This is a genomic window from Amycolatopsis dongchuanensis (assembly GCF_039542405.1).
GTDB lineage: Bacteria > Actinomycetota > Actinomycetes > Mycobacteriales > Pseudonocardiaceae > Amycolatopsis_E > Amycolatopsis_E sacchari.
The window spans coordinates 89657-110591 of record NZ_BAABIB010000061.1 but is presented as its reverse complement, the minus strand read 5'-3'; the positions used below and the strand labels follow the sequence as shown (position 1 = coordinate 110591).

The following is a 20935-nucleotide window of genomic DNA, read 5'->3' as shown; positions in this document are numbered from 1 at the left end:
ACGCGGCTGTCGAGCCCGTCGGGGGGTTCGCGGGCGAACCCCCCGACGGTGTGGACTACTTGTCCTCGTCCGGCAAAGGCGTGCCCGAGGGCACCTTGTCGGTGGGCACATCCGCGGACAACGGGTCGGAGTCGACGGCGGGCAGACCGGCCGCCGCGGGCTCCGGCACCGGCTGCGGGCGCCGCTTGACGGCCTGCAGCAGCAGCTGCGAGACGTCCACGACCTCGACCTTCTCGCTCGCCTGCCCGTCGTTCTGGCGCGCGGTCACGCCGTCGGTGAGCATGACGCGGCAGAACGGGCAGCCCGTCGCGATCTTCGTCGGCGCCGTGCCCAGCGCCTCGTCGACGCGGTCGAGGTTGATCCGCTTGCCGATCTTCTCCTCCATCCACATGCGGGCGCCGCCGGCGCCGCAGCACATGGACCGGTCGCCGTGCCGCGGCATCTCGCGGAACTGCGCGCCCGACGCGCCGACCAGCTCACGCGGCGCCTCGTACACCTTGTTGTGGCGGCCGAGGTAGCACGGGTCGTGGTAGGTGACGTCGTCCGCGATCGGGGCGACGGGCACCAGCCGCTTCTCCCGCACCAGCCGGTTCAGCAGCTGCGTGTGGTGCACGACCTCGTACTGCCCGCCCAGCTGCGGGTACTCGTTCGCGATCGTGTTGAAGCAGTGCGCACACGTGACGACGATCTTCCGGTCCAGCGGCGCGCGGTCCTCGAACACCGAGTTCAGCACCTCGACGTTCTGCTGCGCGAGCATCTGGAACAGGAACTCGTTGCCCGCGCGGCGGGCCGGGTCACCGGAGCAGGACTCCTCCGGGCCGAGCACCGTGTACTTCACGCCCGCGATGTGCAGCAGCTCCGCCACCGCACGCGTCGTCTTCTTCGCGCGGTCCTCGAACGCACCGGCGCAGCCGACCCAGAACAGGTACTCGGCGTCGCCCAGCTCGCCGTCGAACACCGGCACCTCGAAGTCGAGGTCCTCCGCCCAGGCCATCCGGTCCTTGGCGTTCTGGCCCCACGGGTTGCCCTTGTTCTCCAGGTTCTTGAACATCCCGTTCAGCTCGGACGGGAAGTTCGACTCGATCATGACCTGGTAGCGGCGCATGTCGACGATGTGGTCGACGTGCTCGATGTCCACCGGGCACTGCTCGACGCAGGCGCCGCAGGTGGTGCAGGACCACAGGACGTCGGGGTCGATGACGCCACCGTCGTCGCCGACCAGCGGACGCTCGGCCTCGGCCAGCGCCAGCACGTCGATGCCCGCGTACGGGTTGTCGCCGGTCAGGCCGACCTCTTCGCCCGTGACGTCCTTCTTGCCGCCGGCGAGCAGGTACGGGGCCTTCGCGTACGCGTGGTCACGCAGCTGCGTGATGACCAGCTTCGGCGACAGCGGCTTGCCGGTGTTCCAGGCGGGGCACTGCGACTGGCAGCGGCCGCACTCGGTGCAGGTGGTGAAGTCCAGCCAGCCCTTCCAGCTGAAGTCCTCGATCTTCCCTGCCCCGAAGACGTCCTTCTCCGGGTCGGCCTCCTCGAAGTCCAGCGGCTTGCCGCCGCTCATCATCGGTTTGAGCGCGCCCAGCGCGACGCCGCCGTCGGCCTCGCGCTTGAAGTAGATGTTGAAGAACGCGCTGAACCGGTGCCACGCGACACCCATCGTGAGCGTGCGGCCGACGACGTAGAGCCAGATCATCCCCGACAGCAGCTTGACCAGCGCGGTGATCGTCACCGCCGCGGTGCTCGCGGGCAGGATCTCGCCGAGCGGCTTGGTGACGAAGCTCGTCCACAGCGCCGGGTCCTCGATGCCGCTGGAGATCTTGAACGCCTTCACGCCGAGGATGCCGAGGCCCTCGATGACCACGACGCTCTCGACGAAGTAGGCCTGCTTGAAGTTCGAGCCGGCGAAGCGGGACTGGCGGTCGGCGCGGCGCGGGTGGTTGGCCTGGCGGATGATCGCCAGCGCGATCCCGCCGACGACCGTGCCGAGGCCGAGCAGTTCGGTGATGAACAGCCAGACGCTCCAGGCGCCGAAGACCGGCCAGTGGAAGTGCGGGTCGAACGTCTCGCCGTAGGCCTCGAACCAGGACAGCGAGCCGATCAGGAAGCCCCACATCACCAGCCAGTGCCACGGGCCGACGTGCCGGAACTTGTTCATGCGGGTGTGTGCGGCGAACTCCTTGACGAGTGTGCCAAGCCGCGGCCAGAAGGGGCCGTTGCGCGTCGAGTCCGGCTGTCCGAGGCGAATGATGCGCACCATGCGCCAGACGCCGGCGACGAACATGATCCAAGCGACGATGCTTATGGCGACGCCGATCACACCGAGCGTGATCTGCAGAGCACCCATGATCGGGGCCTTTCGTCCGTGTGTGGTGGTTGTCGGGAGACTAACTGTTCTTACCCGTGGGTAACCAATCGGTGTGGCGCACGACTCCCTCGGAAGCGGGACGATCGTACAGGTAGTTTGGTGAACATGGCCTATCTCCTGCTCGCGCTCGCGATCGTCGCCGAGGTCGCCGGGACCGTCTCGCTCCGGTTGTCCGAGGGGTTCTCGAAACTCGGGCCGTCAATCGTCGTCGTGGCGGGCTACGGGGTGGCGTTCACGGCGTTGTCCTTCGTGCTCAAGCTGGGGCTGCCGGTCGCGGTCGTGTACGCGATCTGGTCGGCGGCCGGGGTCGCGCTCGTGGCGGTCATCGGGGTGCTGTTCCTGCACGAGAGCCTCAACCCGGCGATGATCGCGGGGCTGGCGCTCATCATCGCCGGGGTGGTGCTGCTGGAGCTGGGAGCGGCGAAGTGAAGGCGCAGCGGGACGGCCGCAAGGCGCGGGGCGACCGGCGGCGCCAGGAGATCATCGACGCGACGCTGCGCGTCATCGAGCGCGACGGAGTGGCGGGGGTGACGCACCGGACGGTCGCGGCGGAGGCCGGGGTGCCGACGACGTCCACGACCTACCACTTCGCGACGCTGAACGACCTGCTCGTCGCCACGCTCATTTCGTGCGCGAAGGACATGGCGACCGAGGTCTACTGGATGATTGACCGCGCCCGCTCGCGCGGCAGCCTAGGCGCGGACGAGGTCGCGAACCTGCTGGCGGAGGCGCTGGGCCCGCGGCGCGGGCGGACGATGGCGGAGTACGAGCTGTACCTGCTCGCCGCCCGCCGTCCCGAACTGCGCCCCGCCGCGCGGCGGTGGCTGGACGTGCTCACGTCGATGGTCCGGCCCGATGACCTGGTGGCGCTGCGGGCGTTCCTCGCGGGTATCGACGGCCTGCTGATCCAGGGCCTGATCGACGACGAGCCGCCCACCGCCGAGGAGCTGCGGCCCGTCGTCGAATACCTGCTGCGCCCCCGCTAGCCCTTGTTCTCGTACACCGGGACGACGGCCGCGCGGGCGAGGGTGTGGCTGAACAGGTTGAAGCCGAGGAACGCCGGGGTCGCGTCCTCCGGGACCTCCAGCTTCTCGACGTCCACGGCGTGCACCGTCACGAAGTAGCGGTGCGGGCCGTGCCCGGGCGGCGGGGCCGCGCCCAGGAAGCGCTTCACGCCGGCGTCGTTCTTCAGGGTCACCGCCTCCGGGGGCAGCCCCGAGCCGTCGCCCGCGCCGGAGGGCAGCTCGGTCACCGACGCGGGGATGTTGAACACCGCCCAGTGCCAGAAACCGCTCGCGGTGGGGGCGTCCGGGTCGTACACCGTGACGGCGAAGCTCTTCGTCTCCGCGGGGAAGCCCTCCCACGCCAGGTGCGGGGAGCGGTCCTCGCCGCCCGGCACGCCGAAGATGCCCGACAGGTGCGGCGCGGCCAGCGTCTGCCCGTCGGCGACGTCGTCGCTGCGCAGCGTGAAGCCCGGCACCGGGGGCAGGAAGTCGTACGGGTTGGGTGGCTGAGCCATCGATCCTCCCTGAACCTGAACTCGATCACTGCGAGGTTAGGTCGGGGACACCCCAGGGTCGAACCGGGGGCGTTCCCTGATGCCTCCCAGTCCTACCCGGTTCTAGCGTCTGTCGCAGACGGGAAACCTGACTGGGGAGGACTCAATGGGCAGGGCGGCACTCGCGGTCGGTGGGGCGGCGCTGATCGTCGCGGGGGTGGCGGTCGCGAGCGGCTGGTGGTGGCACTCCGATGACACGCGGGACCACGTCGTCCCCGGCCGCGTCGACAGCGTGGTGATCGCCACGGAGTCGGGCAGCGTCCGCGTGACCAGCAGGGACGTGGCCACGGCGTCGGTGCACGAGCGGTTGCGCTACCACCGCTCCCGGCCGGACGACGCGTTCCGGGTGGAGGGCACGCGGCTGGTGCTGAGCGGCTGCGGGCACAACTGCAGCGTCGACTACGAGGTCGTGGTGCCGCGGGGGACGGCGGTCACCGGCCGGGCGAACTCGGGCGACGTGCTGCTGGACGGCGTCGGGGCCACCGACGTGGGCGCCAACTCCGGTGACATCCGGGTGGTCGGCCCCGCCGGGCCGGTCAAGGCGAACGTCAACTCCGGCGCGATCACCGTCGAGCTCACCGCCCCGCAGGACGTGCGGGCGGAGAGCAACAGCGGCGACATCGACGTCACCGTGCCGCCGGACCGGTACCGCGTCCAGGCCGAGGCCCGCTCCGGGGAGGAGCAGGTCCGGGTGGCCGACGACCCGGCGGGTACCCACGTCATCGACGTCCGCGCCAACAGCGGCGACGTGCTCGTCAAATCGGCCTGACGGCCCGGGAACAACTCGCCGGCGCCGGTCGTTGGCAGTGTCAGAAAGGTTGAGCGCCCCCGGCTCAAGTTCTGGTTGACGGAACTGTCGGGCAGGAGATAGAACTTGAGCGACACCCGCTCAAGACGGGCGCGACACCGCAGCTCAAGCAGCGTATATCAGGAGGAGAACCACCATGGCGCGAGCGGTCGGCATCGACCTCGGCACGACGAACTCGGTCGTCGCCGTCCTGGAGGGCGGCGAGCCGACGGTCATCGCCAACTCCGAGGGTTCCCGGACCACCCCGTCCATCGTCGCCTTCGCGAAGAACGGCGAGGTGCTCGTCGGTCAGCCCGCGAAGAACCAGGCGGTCACCAACGTGGACCGCACCATCCGGTCGGTCAAGCGGCACATGGGCACCGACTGGAAGACCGAGATCGACGGCAAGGCGTACACGCCGCAGGAGATCAGCGCGCGCGTGCTGATGAAGCTCAAGCGCGACGCCGAGGCGTACCTGGGCGAGGACATCACCGACGCCGTGATCACCGTCCCGGCGTACTTCTCGGACGCCCAGCGGCAGGCCACCAAGGAGGCCGGGCAGATCGCGGGCCTCAACGTCCTGCGCATCGTCAACGAGCCCACCGCCGCCGCGCTGGCCTACGGGCTGGACAAGGGCGAGAAGGAGCAGACCATCCTGGTCTTCGACCTCGGTGGCGGCACGTTCGACGTCTCGCTGCTGGAGATCGGCGAGGGTGTGGTCGAGGTCCGCGCCACCAGCGGTGACAACCACCTCGGTGGTGACGACTGGGACGAGCGGATCGTGCAGTGGCTGGTCGACAAGTTCAAGGCCTCGCACGGCATCGACCTGACCAAGGACCGGATGGCGCTGCAGCGCATCAAGGAGGCGGCGGAGAAGGCGAAGATCGAGCTGTCCAGCTCGTCGAGCGCCAACATCAACCTGCCCTACATCACGGTCGACGCGGACAAGAACCCGCTGTTCCTCGACGAGACCCTGTCGCGGGCCGAGTTCCAGCGCATCACCAACGACCTGCTGGAGCGCACCCGCCAGCCGTTCAACAACGTCATCCGCGACGCGGGCATCTCGGTCGGCCAGATCGACCACGTGGTGCTCGTCGGTGGCTCGACCCGCATGCCGGCCGTGTCCGACCTGGTCAAGGAGCTGACCGGCGGCCGCGAGCCGAACAAGGGCGTGAACCCGGACGAGGTCGTCGCCGTCGGCGCGGCGCTGCAGGCCGGTGTGCTCAAGGGTGAGGTCAAGGACGTCCTGCTGCTCGACGTGACCCCGCTGTCGCTGGGCATCGAGACCAAGGGCGGCGTGTTCACCAAGCTCATCGAGCGCAACACGACCATCCCGACGAAGCGGTCCGAGATCTTCTCCACGGCGGACGACAACCAGCCGTCGGTGCAGATCCAGGTGTTCCAGGGCGAGCGCGAGATCGCGGCCCACAACAAGAAGCTCGGCATGTTCGAGCTGACCGGGCTGCCGCCGGCCCCGCGCGGCGTGCCGCAGATCGAGGTCACCTTCGACATCGACGCCAACGGCATCGTGCACGTCACGGCGAAGGACCTGGGCACCAACAAGGAGCAGTCGATGACGATCACCGGTGGCTCCGCGCTGCCGAAGGACGACATCGAGCGCATGGTCAAGGACGCCGAGGCGCACGCGGAGGAGGACCGCAAGCGCCGCGAGGAGGCCGAGACCCGCAACCAGGCCGAGTCGCTGGTCTACCAGACCGAGAAGTTCGTCAAGGACAACGACGACAAGCTGCCCGAGGACATCAAGGGCAAGGTCAAGACCGCGATCGACGAGGCGAACGAGGCGCTCAAGGGTACCGACTCCGCCAAGATCAAGGAAGCGATCGAGAAGCTGAACACCGCTTCGCAGGAGCTGGGCACGGCGCTGTACGCCAACGCGCAGCAGGCCGGTGGTGACGCCGGTGCGGCCGGTGCCACCGGTGCCGCCGGTGGCGACGCCAAGGCCGACGACGTGGTGGACGCCGAGATCGTGGACGAGGACGAGAAGAAGTGACCGGCAAGCACTCCCGGGAAACGGACGAGGTGGACCGCGAGGTCGTCGAGCCCGTCGTGGTGCGGGACCGCCGCAAGATCGACCCGCAGACCGGTCAGGTGCGCCAGCCCGAGGCTGCGACGGCGGAGGCCCCCGAGGCCCCCTCCGGCCCGAGCCTCGGCGAGACGATCGTCGACGACGCGGTCGGCGTCCAGTCGGACGTCGAGAAGCAGCTCGCCGAGCGCACCGCCGACCTGCAGCGGCTCCAGGCGGAGTACGCCAACTACCGCAAGCGGGTCGACCGCGACCGCGAGGCCGTGGTGCTCGCGGCGAAGGCGGCCGTGGTCAGCGACATGCTGCCGCTGCTGGACGACCTCGAGCGGGCCGAGCAGCACGGTGACCTCACCGGTGCCTTCAAGGCGGTGGCGGACAAGCTCGTCGCGAGCCTGCAGCGGGCCGGGCTCGAGCCGTTCGGCGCCGAGGGCGACGCCTTCGACCCGAGCGTGCACGAGGCGGTGCAGCACAGCACCTCCCCGGACGTGAGCGGCCCGACGGTCACCACGGTCCTGCGCCGTGGTTACCGCTTCGGCGAGCGCACCCTGCGGCCCGCGCTGGTCGGCGTGACCGACCACGAGCCGGCCGCGGCCGCACCGCCGGCCGACACCCCGGTCGAGGGGGAGCTGCCGGTGGAGCAACTTTCGGATGAGCAGCAGAAGTAGTTCGAGCGAGGAAGGAGGAGACGTCCGGTGAGTGCACGGGAGTGGATCGGCAAGGACTTCTACCGCGAACTGGGCGTCTCCTCTGACGCGTCGCAGGACGAGATCAAGAAGGCCTACCGCAAGCTGGCGCGCGAGAACCACCCGGACGCCAACCCGGGCAACGCCGACGCCGAACAGAAGTTCAAGGCGGTGTCCGAGGCGTACGGCGTGCTGTCGGATCCGGCGAAGCGCAAGGAGTACGACGAGGCGCGGCGGCTGTTCGGCTCGGGCGGTGCCGGTGGCTTCGGCTTCCCCGGTGCCGGCGGTTCGGGCACGTTCGACATGAGCGACCTGTTCGGCCAGGCCGCCGGCGGCGGTGCCGGCGGGTTCGGCGGGCTCGGCGACATCCTCGGTGGCCTGTTCGGCCGCCGGGGTTCGGCGGGCGCGGCGAACGCGCGGGCCCAGCGGGGTGCGGACGTCGAGACGGACGTGCGGATCGACTTCGCCGAGGCGGTCAAGGGCGCGACCCTGCCGCTGCGGCTGTCGAGCCCGGCGACGTGCCGGACGTGTGGCGGCAACGGCGCACGGCCCGGTACGAGCCCGCGGACCTGCCCGGTGTGCGCCGGGTCGGGTCTGGTGAGCCGGAGCCAGGGCGCGTTCGCGTTCTCCGAGCCGTGCCGGGAGTGCCGTGGCCGCGGCAAGATCATCGACGACCCGTGCCCCGAGTGCGCCGGTGAGGGCGTCAGCACCCAGACCAGGACGCTGACGGTCCGGGTGCCCGCCGGGGTCGACGACAACCAGCGGATCCGGCTGGCCGGGCAGGGCGAACCGGGCCGTGGCGGCGCCACGGCCGGTGACCTGTACGTGCGCGTGCACGTCAACCCGCACCCGGTGTTCGGCCGGTCGGGCAACGACCTGACGATCACCGTGCCCGTCAGCTTCACCGAGCTTGCGCTGGGCGCCACGCTGGCCGTGCCCACGCTGGAGGGCAAGGTGTCGGTGAAGGTGCCAGCGGGCACGGCGAGCGGCCGGGTGCTGCGGGTGCGCGGCAAGGGCATCCAGCGGCGTGACGGTGCGCAGGGCGACCTGCTGGTCACCCTGCAGGTGGCGGTCCCGTCCCGGCTGGACGGGGCGGAGAAGCAGGCGCTGGAGGCGTTCGCGGCGGCGTCGGAGAAGCACGATCCCAGGCCGGAGATCACGGAGATGCTCAAGGAGCGGTGATGGCTTTCGGTGGGTTGCCCGCGGGGGCGGACGAGGACACCCCGGTCTTCGTCATTTCGGTGGCGGCACAGCTGTCCGGGCTGCACGCCCAGACGTTGCGCGCCTACGACCGGCAGGGTCTGGTGTCGCCCGGCCGCACGCCGGGCGGCGGGCGCCGGTACTCGATGCGGGACATCGCGCTGCTGCGTGAGGTGCAGCGGCTGTCCCAGGAGCACGGCGTCAACCTGGCCGGGATCAAGCGCATCATCGAGCTGGAGAACCAGGTCGACGCGCTGCGCTCCCGCGTGCAGGAACTCACCGAAGAGCTCGCCGCCGCCTACGCCGCGGCGGAACAGGCCGCGGCGGCGGTGCACGCCTCCTACCGAAAGGACCTCGTGCCGGTGCGGCAGGAGACGGCGCTGGTGGTGTGGAAACCCCGGCGCCGCTGAGGTTTTCCCGGAAGGGGGCGGGGTTTTCTCCGCCCCCTTCGTTCATCGCAGGTGCTGGGCGAAGAACGCGAGCACGCGCCGCCAGGCGTCCTCGCTGGACTCCCGGTGGTAGCCCACCCCCGCGATCCGCATCAGCACGTTGAGCGGGCCGAGGTGGGCCTGGTTGGCGAAGCTGTGCCCGGCTTCGGGGTATTCCTTGACGTCGTGCGGGATCCCGCGCTCGGTCAGTTCGTTCTCGAGCTTCGCCGCGGCACCCTTGAGCCCCGGGTCCCGCTTGCCGAAGCTCGCGACGACGGGGCACGCTTCGTCCAGAATGGACAGATCCTTGGGCAGCTGCCCGTAGTACGGCGCCGAGGCGTCGAACCCCTGCGTCGCGGCGACGAGCGCGAACCCGCCGCCCATGCAGAACCCGACGACGCCGACCTTCCCGCTGCAGTCCTCGCGGCCGGCGAGCAGCTCGCGGGCGGCGGAGATGTCGTCGAAGGCACGTCCGCGCCCGGCGGTCAGATCCTTGAAAACCGTTTTGACGCAACGGAAGAACCCGCCGCGCGAGTACAGGTCCACGCTCAGGGCGACGTAACCCGCGGTGGCGAACCGGTCGGTGATGTTGCGGGCGTCCTCGGTCAGCCCGGCCACGTCGTGGATCACCACCACCCCCGGCCACGGCGGTTCGCCCGACACCTCTCGTTGCGGGAGCGCGAGATAACCGTCGATCGTGCCGTCCGCAACGGGGATCATGTGCACCTCAATCGATCGTGAACGGGTCGTACCTGATCTGGTCGAGCGCCGTGCCCGCGACGAGCATCCGCGACACGGTGGCCCTGATCATCCCCGGGGAACCCGACACGAGCACGTCGTGCCCCGGCCAGGCGCCGTGGCGCGTCACGACGTCCGCGAGCGTGCCCTGCTCGCAGCCCGAGAGCCCCGGCCCGCGCTCGATCACGGGCGTGACCGTGAGCCAGGGGTTGCACGAGGCCAGCATCCGCAGCCCCTCCAGCGCGTACAGGTCGTCCCGCGTGCGGCCGCCGTAGAACAGCCGGACCCGCGGGTTGTCGCCCCACTGCTGGAGGTCGTCGAGCATCGCCTGCAGCGGCGCGACCCCGGTGCCGCCCGCGATCATCAGTACGTCGCGGCCGGACTCGCGGTCGACGTAGAGCCGCCCCAGCGGCGGCCCGAACCGCCAGACGTCGCCCTTCTGCGTGTGGCTGACGATCGCCCGCGAGACCCAGCCGCCGTCCACGGCGCGGACGTGGAACTCCAGCGAGCCGTCCTCGCGGGGCGCGTTCGCCGGGGACAGGTACCGCCACAGGCGCGGCCGCTGCGGCACCTCGACGCTCAGGTACTGCCCTGGCCGGTACGGGATGGGCTCCTCCGGCTCGACCCGCACCATCGCGAGGTCCCAGCTGAGCCGCCGGTGCTCGGCGACGGTGGCGGACCAGCTCGGCGGGTTGGTGTCGGCGGCCGCGGCCTCCTGCATCTGCCGGGCGATGATCGTGAACGCCTCGGCCCACGCCCGCTCGACCTCCGGCGTCCAGTCGGGGCCCAGCTGCGCGCGCATCGCGGCGAGCAGCGCCGTGCCGATGGCCTCGTAGTGGCGGGGGATCACGCCGAACTTGCGGTGGTCGCGGCCCAGCTGGCGCAGGAACGGCACGAGGTCGTCGGGCTGGTCCACCATCTGCACGACGTGCACGAGCGCCCGCACCATGCGGTTGCGCTGGACCTCCATGTTGATGGGGAAGAAGTCCCGGGTCGCCGGCGCGATGGTGAAGAGCATCCCGTAGAAGAACTGCGTCACCTCGGGTAAGTACGGCTCCGCCTTCGCCCAGGAATCCTGGATGAGCCGCACCATCGCGGTGACGGCTGGGGGCGCCTCCCGGTACACGGACCGGGGGACGGGACTCACGGGCTCGGCGGTCATCGGTTTCGAAGTGCTCCGGGGGGGCGCGCTGGTGATCGGACTCGATTATTCACGAACGCGCAATAGCAGGGGTGTGCAGCGCAGGTCCAGGTTACCGGGGGCGTCACTGCGTGAACTGCTCACGAATATTCCACCCCATTCGGTCAGGGGTAATCTGGAAAGTGGGACACGATTAAGTCGTAGAGTAACCGCTTCTGGGCTGAATGCTCCCGTTGTTGCTCCGTCTGGGTGGTAAAAGCCGTCAGCCAGAAGTGGTCCGGCTCACGTTCCCGGTGGTGTCCGCGACCGACTACGCCTCGTATAGTTGTATGTGACAACCAATCAGGAGGCGGCATGAGCCTGAGCGAGCAGGCCGGGATCGAACTGCTGCAGCAGCTGCGGATGGCGGGGCAGCTGCAGCACGCGTGGGGGACCGCCTCGTGGCAGCGCGACCAGCCGGGACTGCACCCCGCGGCGGCGATGCTGCTCGGCGACCTCGCGCTGCACGGCGAATCGCGGCCCTCGGAGCTGGCCAAGCGCAAGATGGTCGACGTCTCGGTGATCAGCAGGCAGATCGCGCAGCTGGTCGCCGCCGGACTGGTCGAGCGCCGCCCGGCGCCCGAGGACGGCCGCGCGGCGCTGGTGAGCCTGTCCGAGCAGGGCATGACGGAGCTGAAGCGCTGGCGGGAGAAGCACCTGGAGTTCTTCCGCACCGCGCTCGCGGACTGGAGCGAGGAGGAGGTCGTCGCGCTGAGCGAGCGCCTCGCCGCGATGAACGACGCGCTGCGCAAGGCCGTCGGGGAACGCTGATCAGGGTTTTTCCCCGTACCGCCCGGTGCGTGCGGCGGGCAGGATCGGGAGCATGGCAAAACTGGTCTACGGCGGACTGGCTTCGCTCGACCTGTACACCGCCGACGCCGACGGGAAGTTCGACTGGAGCGTGCCCGACGACGAGGTGCACGCGTTCGTCAACGACCTCGAACGGTCCATCGGCACGTACCTCTACGGCAGGCGGATGTACGAGACCATGTCGCCGTGGGAGACGGACCCGTCGATCCCCGGGCAGTCTCCGTCCCTGCGCGACTACGCGGAGATCTGGCAGGCGGCGGACAAGATCGTCTACTCGCGCACGCTGGAGCGGCCCCGCACGGCGCGGACCCGCGTCGAGCGGGAGTTCGACCCCGGCGCGGTCCGCGAGCTGAAGGAGCGCTCGGACCGCGACCTCTCGATCGGCGGCCCGGAGCTCGCCGCGCCCGCCATCCGGGCCGGGCTGGTCGACGAGTACCACCTGTTCCTCAACCCCGTGGTCGTGGGCGGCGGCAAGCCGTACCTGCCCGCCGGGACGCGCCTGGACCTCGAGCTGGCCGACGAGCGGCGCTTCGCGAACGGGGTCGTCTACCTCTGCTACCGAACTCGTCAGACTTGAGCGGAACACGCTCAACTTTTCTGACGTTGTACCTGGCGAGAACACAGGCTTTCGACATGGAGTGTGGGGATGGACGCTTTCAACCCGACGACGAAGACCCAGCAGGCGATCTCGTCGGCGGCGCAGGCGGCGACCGTGGCGGGCAACCCGAGCATCGCCCCGGCGCACCTGCTGGGCGCGCTGCTGGCCCAGAGCGACGGCATCGCGGGCCCGCTGCTGACCGCGGTGGGCGCCGACCTGGCGCAGGTCCGCAACGACCTGGAGCCGATCACCGGCGCACTGCCTTCGGCGACCGGTGCGACGGTGTCCACCCCGCAGTTCGACACCCCCGCGCTGAAGTCGCTGACGCACGCGCAGAAGCTCGCCACCGAGCTGGGTGACGAGTACGTCTCGACCGAGCACCTGCTGGTCGGCCTCGCCGCCGAAGGGGGCCAGGTCGCCGACCTGCTGAAGCGCCACGGCGCGACCCCGGAGGCGCTGCGTGAGGCCTTCACCAAGGTCCGCGGCTCCGCGCGCATCACGAGCCCCGACCCGGAGGGCACGTTCAAGGCGCTGGAGAAGTACGGCGTCGACCTGACCGAGCGCGCCCGCAAGGGCGAGCTGGACCCGGTGATCGGGCGTGACACCGAAATCCGCCGCGTCGTGCAGGTGCTGTCTCGGCGCACGAAGAACAACCCGGTCCTGATCGGTGAGCCGGGCGTCGGCAAGACGGCGATCGTCGAGGGGCTCGCCCAGCGGATCGTCGCGGGCGACGTGCCGGAGTCCTTGCGGGGCAAGCGGGTCGTCGCGCTGGACCTCGGTTCGATGGTCGCCGGCGCGAAGTACCGCGGTGAGTTCGAGGAGCGGTTGAAGGCCGTCCTCAAGGAGATCACCGACTCGGCGGGCCAGGTCATCACGTTCATCGACGAGCTGCACACGATCGTCGGCGCGGGCGCGACCGGCGAGGGCGCGATGGACGCGGGCAACATGATCAAGCCGATGCTGGCCCGCGGTGAGCTGCGCATGGTCGGTGCCACCACGCTCGACGAGTACCGGCAGCACATCGAGAAGGACGCGGCGCTGGAGCGGCGTTTCCAGCAGGTGCTGGTCGGCGAGCCGTCCGTGGAGGACACCATCGGCATCCTGCGTGGCCTCAAGGAGCGCTACGAGGTGCACCACGGTGTCCGCATCACCGACGCCGCGCTGGTGTCGGCCGCGACGCTGTCCGACCGCTACATCACCGCGCGTTTCCTGCCGGACAAGGCGATCGACCTCGTCGACGAGGCCGCGTCCCGGCTGCGCATGGAGATCGACTCCCGGCCCGTCGAGATCGACGAGGTCGAGCGGGCGGTGCGCCGCCTGGAGATCGAGGAGATGGCGCTGGCCAAGGAAGAGGACATCGCCTCGAAGGAGCGGCTGGAGGCGCTGCGTGCCGAGCTGGCCGAGAAGCGCGAGGAGCTGTCAGCGTTGACCGCGCGCTGGCAGAACGAAAAGGGCTCGATCGAGAAGGTCCGCGAGCTGAAGGAGCAGCTGGAGCAGCTGCGGGGCGAGGCGGACCGCGCCGAGCGCGACGCCGACCTCGGCCGTGCCGCCGAGCTGCGCTACGGCCGCATCCCGTCACTGGAGAAGGAGCTGGAGGCCGCGCAGCAGAGCACGGCGTCGAGCTCCTCGGGCGCGGACGTGATGCTCAAGGAGGAGGTCGGCGCGGACGACGTCGCCGACGTGGTCTCCGCCTGGACCGGCATCCCCGCCGGGCGGCTGCTGGAGGGTGAGACCGGCAAGCTGCTGCGGATGGAGGAGGAGCTGGGCAGGCGCGTCGTCGGGCAGCGCGAGGCCGTCACCGCGGTCGCCGACGCCGTCCGCCGCACGCGGGCCGGGGTCGCCGACCCCGACCGGCCCACCGGGTCCTTCCTGTTCCTCGGCCCGACCGGTGTCGGCAAGACCGAGCTGGCCAAGGCGCTGGCGGAGTTCCTGTTCGACGACGAGCGCGCGATGACGCGGATCGACATGAGTGAGTACTCCGAGAAGCACTCGGTGGCCCGCCTCGTCGGTGCGCCTCCCGGCTACGTCGGCTACGACCAGGGCGGCCAGCTGACCGAGGCCGTCCGGCGGCGGCCGTACTCGGTGGTGCTGCTGGACGAGGTCGAGAAGGCGCACCCGGACGTGTTCGACGTGCTGCTGCAGGTCCTCGACGACGGCAGGCTGACCGACGGCCAGGGCCGCACGGTCGACTTCCGCAACACCATCCTGGTGCTGACGTCGAACCTCGGCTCGCAGGCGATCGCCGACGCGGCCATGGACGAGCGGCAGCGCCGGGACGCGGTGCTCGCGGTGGTGCAGCGGCACTTCAAGCCGGAGTTCCTCAACCGGCTGGACGACATCGTGGTGTTCCACTCGCTCGACACCGAGCAGCTGACGTCCATTGTGGACATCCAGATCGAGCGGCTGGCGCAGCGCCTCGCGCAGCGGCGGCTGACGCTGGACGTGACGCCGGGCGCGAAGGAGTGGCTGGCGCTCAACGGGTTCGACCCGATCTACGGCGCGCGGCCGCTGCGGCGGCTCGTCCAGTCGGCGATCGGCGACCAGCTGGCGAAGAAGCTGCTGGCGGGCGAGATCCGCGACGGCGACAGGGTCCGGGTCGACATCCCGGACCTGGAAGCCGGTGACGCGCTGACGGTGACGAAGGCGTAAAGGCGCCTGTTCACGGCCGCCTCCGGAGTTCTTCCGGAGGCGGCCGTTTTCGTGTCCGGGTATCGACTGGAGCGGCACCGGTCGTCCAGAATGGCCCGAGCCCTGATCGACCGCCGGAGGCCGCCGTTACCGCACTGACCTCGCGCCCCGCGGTGCTCGTCCGCGTGTCGTTCGCCGTGCTCGCCGTGGTTTCGCTGGTGCTGGGCTACCTCGGGCTCGCCGAGCACCTCGCGCACAGCACCCAGTACGCGCACCGCCCGCTGGACCTCCTGTACTACGACCTGCAGCTGTTCGTCATCAACTCGGCGCCGGTGTCCAACGGCGGGCCGTACCCGTGGCCGCTGGAGGTGAGCCGGTTCCTGACCCCGGCGGTCACCGGCTACGCCGTGGTCGAGGCCGCGCGGCTGCTGTTCGCCTCGGAGATCGCGCGGTTGCGGGCCCGGCGGCGGGCGCGGCACATCATTGTGTGCGGGAACTCACCGGCGGCGAGGACGCTCGCCACGCACCTTTCCGCCGAGCACCGGGTCATCCGCGTGGAGAGCGCACGCAGCCCGGCCCCGCTCGTCGCCGCGGGCCTTCCGCGTGCGTCGCGGCTGTACGCCTGCGCCGACGAGACCGCCGCGAACATCGCGACCGTGCTCGCGGCCAGCCAGGTCGAGCGCCGGACGCGGGCGTCGCTGGAGATCTACGCGCACGTGTCGGATCCCGAACTCGGCGAAGCGCTGCGCGACCGCGGCTGGCGCGAAGGCCTGTCGGTGGACTTCTTCTCCCTCGACGGGGTGGCCGCCAAGCAGGTGATCGCGGCCGAGCAGCCGGACGGGGAACGGCTCGTGGTGAGCGGCCTGAGCGCCTTCGGCCGCGCGCTGCTGCTGGAGCTGGCGCGGCGCGCCCGGCAGCGTCCGGTGGAGGTGACGGTCGTCGATCCCGATGGCGAGGCCGTCGTCGCCGAGCTGCGCGCACGTCACCCGTTCTTCGCAGTGCACTGCCGCGTCACCGTGGTACCCGTCTACCAGCCGGAACCAGGTGTGCATCTGGTCTTCGTCTGCCACGATGACGAGGAACGTGCGCTTCGGGACGGCCTCAACGCCGCGGCCACCGTCGACGCGACGCGGGGCACCGTGATCGTCCGGATGGCGGAACTGGCCGGCGTCGGTGAGATGATGGTGCAGCACGGTCAGGAGGACCGGCTGCGATTCGTGGGAGTGCTGGACATGGCGAGCGTGTACCTATCCGAGCGGATCACCGATTCGCTGGCGCGGGCCGTGCACCGGCGCTACGTGCGGGACCAGCGGGCGCTGGGGCAGGACGAGCGCGTCAACCCGTCGCTCGTCGACTGGGACGACCTGCCGGACACGCTCCGTGACGCCAACCGCGCCTCAGCGGGTGACATCGAGCGCAAGCTGGAACTCGTGGGCTGCCGGCTCGTGCCGAGCCTGGAGGCGGTGCCCTTCGCCTTCACCCCGGACGAGGTCGAGCGGCTCGCGGTCGCCGAGCACGAGCGGTGGGTCGCCGAGCGCCGCGCGGACGGCTGGCGGTACGGCGCGGAGCGCGACAACCAGCGGAAACTGCACCCGGACCTGCGGCCGTGGGAGGAGCTCGGCGAGGCGGAGCGGCAGAAGGACCGCAACGTCGTGCTGGCGCTGCCGGAGATCCTGGCCGACGCCGGCTACCGCATCGAGCGGCGGTAGGTGCGGCTCAGCGGAGCCGGTGCAGCCACATCCGCCAGAGGACGGCGGTGGGCACCCCGCTGGTGAGGACGGTGCCGAGGACGAGCAGGAAGCCCGACTGCGCCTGCGCGCCCGCGACCAGGATGAACAAGCCCGCCACCATCGAGCAGAGGGCGCCCAGCGCCGCGAGTACCACGCTCGGCACCCGCATCGGCCGCAGTTCGGCCAGCCGCTGCGCGAGGCGCGGGTTCTCCTCGGCCAGCTGCCGCTCGATCTCCGTCAGCCGCCGTTGCTCTTCGCCGTGAAGTGCCATGCCGCACCGCCTTCACCCCCATTATGATCCCGCTCACGGTGCTTTGTCAGCGCGACGTTCGGAGTGAACTTTTTTCAGCTGTCGTCCTGTTGCTCACGGTGAGTAGGTAACATAACCTGCCGTTAACACTCGTGGGAGTTCGCAGTGGGGGACTGCGCCCGCGGGCAGGAGAGGGAGGTAAGCGACATGAGCGTGCGCCAGGAAGAGACCACGCCGATCTTCGCGGAACTGACCGCGGAGTTCGACCTCGAGAAGCTCCTCGGCGAGGCCGGCGAACCGGAAAAAGGTGCCGAGCAGGGCGAATGACCCCAGACCCGGCGTCGCCGGGGCGGTGATCGTGCCAGGCTGATCGCATGACCGATGCGATGCGGGCCGAGACGATCACGATCACCGGGGACGGCGGTGACGAGATCGAGGCCTACCTGGCCAGGCCTCTCGACGAAAAGCCGCGTGGCGGCGTGGTGGTGATCCACCACATGCCCGGGTACGACGCGGCCACCAAGGAAATCGTGCGCAAGTTCGCCGCGCACGGGTACAACGCGCTGTGCCCGAACCTGTACTCGCGTGAGGCACCGGGCGCGGATCCCGACGACGCCGCGGCGGCCGTGCGCGCCGCGGGCGGGGTGCCCGACGACCGCCTCGTCGGCGACGTCGACGGCGCCGCCCGGTACCTGAAGGCGCTGGACGGCGCGAACGGGAAGATCGGCGTGATCGGGTACTGCTCCGGTGGGCGGCAGACGTTCCTGTCGGCGTGCAGCCTGGAGATCGACGCGGCCGTCGACTGCTACGGCGCCTTCGTCGTCAACGAGCCGCCCCCCGAGCTGGCGAACATGAAGCCCCTGCTCGGTCTCGCGCCGCAGCTGTCGTGCCCGCTGCTGGGCCTGTTCGGCGCGGAGGACAAGTTCCCCGGCCCCGAGGAGGTCGCGAAGCTGTCGGCCGAGCTCGAACGGCTGGGCAAGGAGCACGAGTTCCACACGTACGAGGGCGCGGGGCACGCGTTCTTCGCCGTGGACCGGCCCAGCTACCGCCCTGAAGCGGCGACGGCGGGCTGGCGGCGCGTCTTCGACTTCTTCGGCAAGCACCTTTCGGCGTGAGGGGATCTCCCATGTGCACGTACCAGACGGAAAAGATCGAGGTCACCGGCAGCGGGAAGGCCGCGGGCGGCTGGTTTTCCCTGTCGCACGCGACGGTTTACGTGGACCACCCGGTGCACGCGCCGTTCGGGCACACGGTGAACATCGACTTCATCAACCCGGGCGAGGGCCCGTCGGCACGCGTTCCGGTGGAGCTGACGGAGGAAGCCGCACTGGCACTCGTGGACGCGATCCAGCGTGCGATCGCTTCGGCGCCGAAGGGCCTGGCGTCCGTGAATCAGTGACCACTGTGGACTGTCCACAGTGGTCAAGCGGGTAGCAGCGCGGACTCGGTCGGGGGCGTCGGGGCGGACTCGGTGCCCTTGCCGGGCCCGAGCTGCGTCCAGAGCACGACCTCGTCGCCCTCCTGGGCGCCCGCGGTGGCGATCGGCGCCTGCGCGACGACGATCCCGGAGGCGGGCTCGGGCTCGCCCTCGGGCCCGCGCGGGACGAGCCCCGCGCGGCGCACGATGTCACAGGCGTCCTGGGCGCCCAACCCCACCACGTCGGGTACCTCGGTCACCGGGCGCTGTCCCCGCATGGGTCGAGTGTAGGGCTCCCGGGGCCGGAACATCAGCTGTCGAAGAACAACCACCTGATCACGGTCCACAGCCCGATGCCGAGCAACCCGAGCACGAGCAGGACGATCGTGGCGAAGATGAGCCAGCCGACCACCTCCTCGCCGGGTTTGGCCTGGATCACCGTGCCCTCGTCCGGCTCGGGCAGCGGCCGCCGGAACCACTCGCCCGCGTGTTCCTGCGAGCAGAACCAGAGGTAGTACTCCCCTTCGTCGACGCGCACGTCGACGTCGAACCAGCCCTCCTCGTCGTCCTGGACCCGCTCGCAGAAGGAGCAGCGGGGCCCTGTCGTTTCCATGCACAGATCATGACCGAGCGGCGGTAGTGGGGCGAATGAGTTTCACTGATGCCATGACCCGGCACGGCGCGGCGCGGGCAGGAGCACGTTCGGCCGGGCGCTGGCGGAGGCGGCGGGCGCACCGGTGATCGAGGCGGCCTACCGGGTGTGGGTCGAAGCGCCGCGCGCCCAAGGGCTGGCGAGGGGAATCGCCCGCGACGGCGAGGACCACCGTGACCTGTGGTTGCGGTGGCAGCGGCATGAGGACTCCTTCTTCGCCACGGACGGCACCCGGGCACGGGCGGACCTGATCGTCGACACGACGACGCCGGTGCCGCCCCCGGGGTGAGGGGCGGCACCGGCCGTCAGAAGGGCCAGTTCGCGTTCCGACCGGCCTCGAGCAACGCGATCATCCCGAAGGACGCGTCGTTGAGCCCGGCGAACGTGTGGCTCCGCCCGGTGCCGCTGGGCGCGTGCCCGTAGCGGTACCCGGCCAGGTTCCACGTGTACATCGGAACTCCCGCCTGGACCGGGCCGTCGGCCGCCTGCTCGTCGGTCAGGACGACGATCCGGTCGTGCCGCCGGTAGTGCCGTTCCACGGCGGCAGTGGTGTACGTGCCGCCGTTGAGGAAGTACCCCGACGACTGCCACCGGTCCACCGCCCGCAGCAGGTTTTCCCCGCGCCGCAGGGAAAAGACCTTGCTGTCGTGCGAGTAGGAGACGACGTCGGCCCGGTCGCACGCCTGTGCCAGCGCGAGACCGAACATCCTCGCCGCGTTCCACCGGCGGAGCGTGCCGTCCCGGGAGAACCGGCTCGTCATGCTGCCGCTCGTGTCGATCAGGATCAGCGTCCGCCCCGAGAGCCGTGGCACGCCGCGCAGGGAGTGCTGCAACGCCTGCTCGAGCGGGCCCTTCCAGCGGTCGTGCGCGGCGGTGCGGTAGGCCGACAGGAACCGCAACGGCAGCTGGCGGCTCGTCCGCACGGCTTCGGGGTCCGACAGCTCGGCCGCCACCCGGGTGGCGACCTCGTCGCTGATCCCGGCCTCGTCGAAGTTGCGCAGGTTCCGCAGCTTCGCCATGTAGCCCATGGACGGGACGAGCGCCTCCCACGCGGCAGCCGTGATCGGCCCCTGCAGCCAGCCCGCGACCGACTCCCACGTCATGCCCGCCTCCGCCAGCGCCACCGGGGCCACCCGCCGCTGCCCGGCGGGCAGTGACGTGAGGCGCCGGCGAGCGGTGAGCGTGCCCAGCGACGTGGGGAGGTCGCTCCCGCGGTCGCGGCGGGCGTCGAGGATGTGCTGGAAACAGGTCGGCCTGCCAAGCGGTGCCTGCCTTGGGGTGCACCAGTTCCAGGACGTCCGCGAACCGGATCGCCCGCGCCGCGGAGTCCCACTTCAGGTAGGCGCGCTCGGTGTACAAACGCTCACGGCGTCCGCGATCCCCCGCTTGACGGGCTTCGGGATCGCGCGACCGTGTGCGGCGAACCAGTAGCCGAGCAGCTCACCGGGTTCGTCCGCGCGCTGCAGCACCGACGACACGACGGAACGGGAGAGCACGTGCGCACCCACGGACAGTCGCGCGTGGGCGAACTCTGCCGCACCGACGAGTGCGGCGGTGCGGAAGTTCGCCTCGGACCGCAGCCAGCGCAGGAACCGAACTGTCCACTCTGGATCGTCGAGGGTCGTTTCCCGGACCAGAGCGGTGAACCGGTTGTCGCGTTCTCGAGCGGACTCGTAGAAGGCGTCTTCACCGGCCAGGCGCCAGAAGTAACCCTCACCTGCGCACCGGTTCAGCGGGCCGCGGCTGGACCAATGTAGAGAAACCACCCGCGGCGGTTCAACCGGATTTTCCGGTGCCCGGCAACACCCGACCTCCGATGCGTCCTACCACTTTCGTACAGGGGTTGATCATCCCGTCGGTTGTCGCGGTC

The 20935-nt window shown here is 70.4% G+C and carries 23 protein-coding genes; 14 read left to right on the top strand and 9 right to left on the bottom strand.

Annotated features, from left to right (window positions below):
- Positions 1–55 precede the first annotated feature (55 nt).
- Positions 56–2341: a (Fe-S)-binding protein gene (locus tag ABFX51_RS13955; RefSeq protein ID WP_091508077.1), complete on the bottom strand. Its 2286-nt coding sequence runs from the start codon at positions 2339–2341 to the stop codon at positions 56–58.
- A gap of 126 nt (positions 2342–2467) precedes the next feature.
- Between ABFX51_RS13955 and ABFX51_RS13950 the strand changes: the two genes are divergently transcribed.
- Together ABFX51_RS13950 and ABFX51_RS13945 are read left to right on the top strand one after the other, a co-directional pair.
- Positions 2468–2791 carry a DMT family transporter gene (locus ABFX51_RS13950; protein ID WP_091508078.1) on the top strand — a complete coding sequence of 108 codons (324 nt, stop codon included), beginning with the start codon at positions 2468–2470 and terminating at the stop codon, positions 2789–2791.
- Positions 2788–3348: a TetR/AcrR family transcriptional regulator gene (locus ABFX51_RS13945; protein WP_091508079.1), complete on the top strand. Its 561-nt coding sequence runs from the start codon at positions 2788–2790 to the stop codon at positions 3346–3348. Before ABFX51_RS13950 ends, ABFX51_RS13945 begins: the two co-directional genes overlap by 4 nt.
- On the opposite strand, the gene ABFX51_RS13940 is transcribed toward ABFX51_RS13945, so the two are convergent.
- Entirely contained in the window at positions 3345–3881 is a 537-nt protein-coding gene (locus ABFX51_RS13940) for a YbhB/YbcL family Raf kinase inhibitor-like protein (protein ID WP_091508080.1), read from the bottom strand. The two genes, ABFX51_RS13945 and ABFX51_RS13940, sit on opposite strands and share 4 nt — an antisense overlap.
- Before the next feature lie 145 nt (positions 3882–4026).
- On the opposite strand from ABFX51_RS13940, the gene ABFX51_RS13935 reads away from it, so the two are divergent.
- The 5 genes from ABFX51_RS13935 (at position 4027) to ABFX51_RS13915 (ending at position 9044) form a co-directional block, all read left to right on the top strand.
- Positions 4027–4689: a DUF4097 family beta strand repeat-containing protein gene (locus ABFX51_RS13935; protein ID WP_091508081.1), complete on the top strand. Its 663-nt coding sequence runs from the start codon at positions 4027–4029 to the stop codon at positions 4687–4689.
- A gap of 175 nt (positions 4690–4864) precedes the next feature.
- Entirely contained in the window at positions 4865–6718 is a 1854-nt protein-coding gene (gene dnaK, locus ABFX51_RS13930; RefSeq protein WP_091508082.1) for a molecular chaperone DnaK, read from the top strand.
- A complete protein-coding gene (grpE, locus tag ABFX51_RS13925) occupies positions 6715–7416 on the top strand; it encodes a nucleotide exchange factor GrpE (RefSeq protein WP_091508083.1) in 702 nt (233 codons plus the stop codon). The genes dnaK and grpE overlap by 4 nt, the downstream gene beginning before the upstream one ends.
- 27 nt (positions 7417–7443) lie before the next feature.
- Complete coding sequence (dnaJ, locus tag ABFX51_RS13920; RefSeq protein ID WP_091508086.1) at positions 7444–8616, top strand: molecular chaperone DnaJ; 1173 nt, start codon at positions 7444–7446, stop codon at positions 8614–8616.
- Positions 8616–9044 carry a heat shock protein transcriptional repressor HspR gene (locus ABFX51_RS13915; protein ID WP_091508089.1) on the top strand — a complete coding sequence of 143 codons (429 nt, stop codon included), beginning with the start codon at positions 8616–8618 and terminating at the stop codon, positions 9042–9044. The genes dnaJ and ABFX51_RS13915 overlap by 1 nt, the downstream gene beginning before the upstream one ends.
- Positions 9045–9086: 42 nt before the next feature.
- Here the strand turns inward: ABFX51_RS13915 and ABFX51_RS13910 are convergent, their stop codons facing one another.
- Both ABFX51_RS13910 and ABFX51_RS13905 read right to left on the bottom strand, forming a co-directional pair.
- Positions 9087–9782, bottom strand: a complete 696-nt coding sequence (locus ABFX51_RS13910; protein ID WP_091508409.1) for a dienelactone hydrolase family protein — start codon at positions 9780–9782, stop codon at positions 9087–9089.
- 7 nt (positions 9783–9789) lie between these two features.
- A complete protein-coding gene (locus ABFX51_RS13905; protein ID WP_177228724.1) occupies positions 9790–10962 on the bottom strand; it encodes a globin domain-containing protein in 1173 nt (390 codons plus the stop codon).
- A gap of 333 nt (positions 10963–11295) precedes the next feature.
- Between ABFX51_RS13905 and ABFX51_RS13900 the strand changes: the two genes are divergently transcribed.
- The 4 genes from ABFX51_RS13900 to ABFX51_RS13885 all read left to right on the top strand — a co-directional run bounded on the left by ABFX51_RS13900 (position 11296) and on the right by ABFX51_RS13885 (position 16725).
- Positions 11296–11751 (top strand): MarR family winged helix-turn-helix transcriptional regulator, encoded by a 456-nt coding sequence (locus ABFX51_RS13900; protein ID WP_091508091.1) that lies wholly within the window; start codon positions 11296–11298, stop codon positions 11749–11751.
- Positions 11752–11803: 52 nt separating this feature from the next.
- The gene (locus tag ABFX51_RS13895) at positions 11804–12367 is read left to right on the top strand and encodes a dihydrofolate reductase family protein (RefSeq protein WP_091508094.1); all 564 of its coding nucleotides are present in this window, start codon (positions 11804–11806) and stop codon (positions 12365–12367) included.
- A gap of 69 nt (positions 12368–12436) precedes the next feature.
- Positions 12437–15037, top strand: a complete 2601-nt coding sequence (gene clpB, locus ABFX51_RS13890; RefSeq protein WP_091508096.1) for an ATP-dependent chaperone ClpB — start codon at positions 12437–12439, stop codon at positions 15035–15037.
- A gap of 164 nt (positions 15038–15201) precedes the next feature.
- Positions 15202–16725 carry a RyR domain-containing protein gene (locus ABFX51_RS13885; RefSeq protein WP_143249864.1) on the top strand — a complete coding sequence of 508 codons (1524 nt, stop codon included), beginning with the start codon at positions 15202–15204 and terminating at the stop codon, positions 16723–16725.
- Positions 16726–16732: 7 nt separating this feature from the next.
- On the opposite strand, the gene ABFX51_RS13880 is transcribed toward ABFX51_RS13885, so the two are convergent.
- A complete protein-coding gene (locus ABFX51_RS13880) occupies positions 16733–17017 on the bottom strand; it encodes a DUF3040 domain-containing protein (protein ID WP_091508101.1) in 285 nt (94 codons plus the stop codon).
- 353 nt (positions 17018–17370) lie between these two features.
- On the opposite strand from ABFX51_RS13880, the gene ABFX51_RS13875 reads away from it, so the two are divergent.
- Entirely contained in the window at positions 17371–18111 is a 741-nt protein-coding gene (locus ABFX51_RS13875) for a dienelactone hydrolase family protein (protein WP_091508103.1), read from the top strand.
- A gap of 11 nt (positions 18112–18122) precedes the next feature.
- On the top strand, positions 18123–18395 hold the full coding sequence (locus ABFX51_RS13870; RefSeq protein WP_091508106.1) for a DUF6295 family protein: 273 nt from the start codon (positions 18123–18125) through the stop codon (positions 18393–18395).
- A 23-nt stretch (positions 18396–18418) separates the two neighbouring features.
- Here ABFX51_RS13870 and ABFX51_RS13865 read toward each other — a convergent pair whose 3' ends face one another.
- Entirely contained in the window at positions 18419–18691 is a 273-nt protein-coding gene (locus ABFX51_RS13865; RefSeq protein ID WP_143249865.1) for a PASTA domain-containing protein, read from the bottom strand.
- A 32-nt stretch (positions 18692–18723) separates the two neighbouring features.
- Positions 18724–19026 (bottom strand): hypothetical protein, encoded by a 303-nt coding sequence (locus ABFX51_RS13860; protein WP_091508108.1) that lies wholly within the window; start codon positions 19024–19026, stop codon positions 18724–18726.
- Between the two features lie 124 nt (positions 19027–19150).
- On the opposite strand from ABFX51_RS13860, the gene ABFX51_RS13855 reads away from it, so the two are divergent.
- Positions 19151–19354 carry a nucleoside/nucleotide kinase family protein gene (locus ABFX51_RS13855; protein WP_091508111.1) on the top strand — a complete coding sequence of 68 codons (204 nt, stop codon included), beginning with the start codon at positions 19151–19153 and terminating at the stop codon, positions 19352–19354.
- Positions 19355–19370: 16 nt separating this feature from the next.
- Here ABFX51_RS13855 and ABFX51_RS13850 read toward each other — a convergent pair whose 3' ends face one another.
- Positions 19371–20189: a TROVE domain-containing protein gene (locus tag ABFX51_RS13850; RefSeq protein ID WP_245783079.1), complete on the bottom strand. Its 819-nt coding sequence runs from the start codon at positions 20187–20189 to the stop codon at positions 19371–19373.
- A gap of 210 nt (positions 20190–20399) precedes the next feature.
- Positions 20400–20831 carry a hypothetical protein gene (locus ABFX51_RS13845; protein ID WP_245783080.1) on the bottom strand — a complete coding sequence of 144 codons (432 nt, stop codon included), beginning with the start codon at positions 20829–20831 and terminating at the stop codon, positions 20400–20402.
- Between the last annotated feature and the right edge of the window lie 104 nt (positions 20832–20935).